Raw genomic sequence first — 1,848 nt, 5'->3', positions numbered from 1 at the left:
GGCCCAGGCCAGGCGTCCGCTCGTCCGCCAGAACCTGGCGGGAATCGCGCGTGCGCGTCAAGCAGGAGCCCGCCGATGACGCCCCGAGCGAAGCCGGCGAACCTGCGTGCGCGCTTGTATATGGTGCTGATGGTGCTCGTGCTCGCCACGACGGCACTCGTCGTGCGCGCGGTGGACCTTCAGGTCGTGCGCAAGGATTTCTATCAGGGTGAGGGTGATGCGCGCTACTTGCGCGATATCCCGATCGCGGTATCCCGAGGCACCATTTTCGACCGCAACGGCGAACCACTGGCGGTATCGACACCTGTCGAATCGATCTGGGGCAATCCGCAGGAATTGCTGGCCAACCCGGAACAGTTGCCGATCCTGGCCAAAGCGCTGGGCGTAACCACGGCCGACCTGACCGAACGTCTGGTACAACGCAAGGACAAGGAATTTCTCTATCTGAAGCGTCCGCTTGATCCAGAGGCGGCACGCGAAATTCTGGATCTCAAGATCCCCGGCGTGGCCAGTGAACGCGCATTCCGCCGCTACTATCCAAGTGGCGAGATCATGGCCCACACGCTGGGCATCACCAACATCGACGACCAGGGGCAGGAAGGTCTCGAGCTGGCTTTTGACGACTGGCTGGCTGGCAAGCCGGGCCTCAAGCGTGTTATCCGCGATCGTCTCGGCCATGTTGTAGAAAACGTGGAACTGCTCAAGGAGGCCCAGCCGGGCCGCGACCTGACCCTGTCCATCGATCGTCGTATCCAGTATCTGGCCTACCGTGAACTGAAGGCGGCCATCATCGAGCACAATGCCGTTTCGGGTTCGATGGTCATCCTCGATGTCAGCAATGGCGAAGTGCTGGCCATGGTCAACCAGCCTTCGTTCAATCCGAACTCCAAAGCCGCGATTGATCCGGCCTACCGACGCAATCGCGGTGTCACCGACGTCGTCGAGCCAGGCTCCACGATGAAGCCGTTCACCATCGTTGCCGCACTGGAAAGCGGCCGCTGGAAGGCGGACTCCATGATCGACACGACACCCGGAAAGTTGATGTTGCAGGGTGGATACACGATCAGTGATTTCCGCAATTACGGCTTGATCAATGTCACCCGGGTGATCACGAAATCGAGCAACGTCGGCGCAGCCAAGATTGCATCGTCGCTGAGCAATGAGCACATGTATGACGTGTTCCACCGCTTTGGATTCGGTGAAGTCAGCGGCTGTGGCTTCCCGGGCGAATCGCCGGGCTATCTTCCCATAGCGAAGAGTTGGGGCCCGGTCGAGAAGGCCACCATCTCGTATGGATATGGCCTCAGCGTCACCCCAATGCAGATCGCCCAGGCCTACGCCACCCTGGCCAATGGCGGTCGCCTCCGCCAGCCCGGCTTCGTCAAGGGTGCGGTGAATCCGGACAGCGCCGTGATCGATCCGCTGATTGCCGAAACGGTGCGAGGCATGCTCGAAACGGTGGTCTCGCCTGAAGGCTCCGGATTGCGCGCTGCTGTGCCGAATTACCGTGTCGCCGGCAAGACCGGCACCTCACGTCGCGCGGTTGCCGGCGGCTACGAGAAGCGCTACGTGTCTCTGTTCGCGGGAATGGTGCCGGCAAGCAATCCGCGCCTCGTGGGCGTTGTGGTGATTCACGATCCGGGCAAGGGTAACGGGGCCTACTACGGTTCACTGGTGGCCGCACCTGTCTTTGGCAAGGTCATGACCGATGCCGTGCGCCTGCTCGACGTGGCCCCTGACAACGTGCAGCGCTGGTATGCAGGTTCGCCTGATGTAGGACATCCGATTGGTCCGGCCAGCGAGCCGCCCGACTACGCGCCCGACGAACCGGATTTCGGGGAGGTTGTG

1 protein-coding gene is annotated in these 1,848 nt (G+C 61.7%); it reads left to right on the top strand.

The genetic code is table 11. The features are described from left to right. Positions 1-75 precede the first annotated feature (75 nt). The coding region (locus WBP53_RS14250) for a peptidoglycan D,D-transpeptidase FtsI family protein (RefSeq protein ID WP_423930047.1) at positions 76-1,848 on the top strand (1,773 nt) is incomplete at its 3' end.

The sequence above is a fragment of the Dokdonella sp. genome, assembly GCF_049593775.1.
Lineage (GTDB): Bacteria > Pseudomonadota > Gammaproteobacteria > Xanthomonadales > Rhodanobacteraceae > Dokdonella.
This window is presented reverse-complemented; position numbering and strand designations above follow the sequence as displayed.